Raw genomic sequence first — 252 nt, 5'->3', positions numbered from 1 at the left:
CCCTTGCAGATCTTTAACCTCAATAATGTCTTTACTTTCCAGTGGATCGCCAGGAGGCAGAGCGCAATACAGCTCCATATCAATCAGCGGTTCGACGATAATCCCGGGCGGCTGATTGAAACAAAAACACACTCCGAAATCAATTTGTCTGGCGGCAACCCATTCTACTATTCGTGCTGAACTGCGTGTTTGTAATGAAATGGAAATAGCAGGGCGTTCATGCATAAAATTAGCAACAATATCCGGCATCAC

1 protein-coding gene is annotated in these 252 nt (G+C 45.2%); it reads right to left on the bottom strand.

Features of this window, described 5'->3' with window-relative positions; genetic code table 11:
- Positions 1-252 (bottom strand): LysR substrate-binding domain-containing protein (locus HBA93_RS22295; protein WP_286202146.1); only part of this gene is annotated, 252 nt, incomplete at both ends.

It is taken from the genome of Ochrobactrum sp. SFR4 (genome assembly GCF_019730395.1).
In the GTDB taxonomy this organism is placed as follows: Bacteria; Pseudomonadota; Alphaproteobacteria; order Rhizobiales; family Rhizobiaceae; genus Pseudochrobactrum.
The sequence above is the reverse complement of the archived record's forward strand: the minus strand, read 5'-3'. Positions and strand labels throughout refer to the sequence as shown.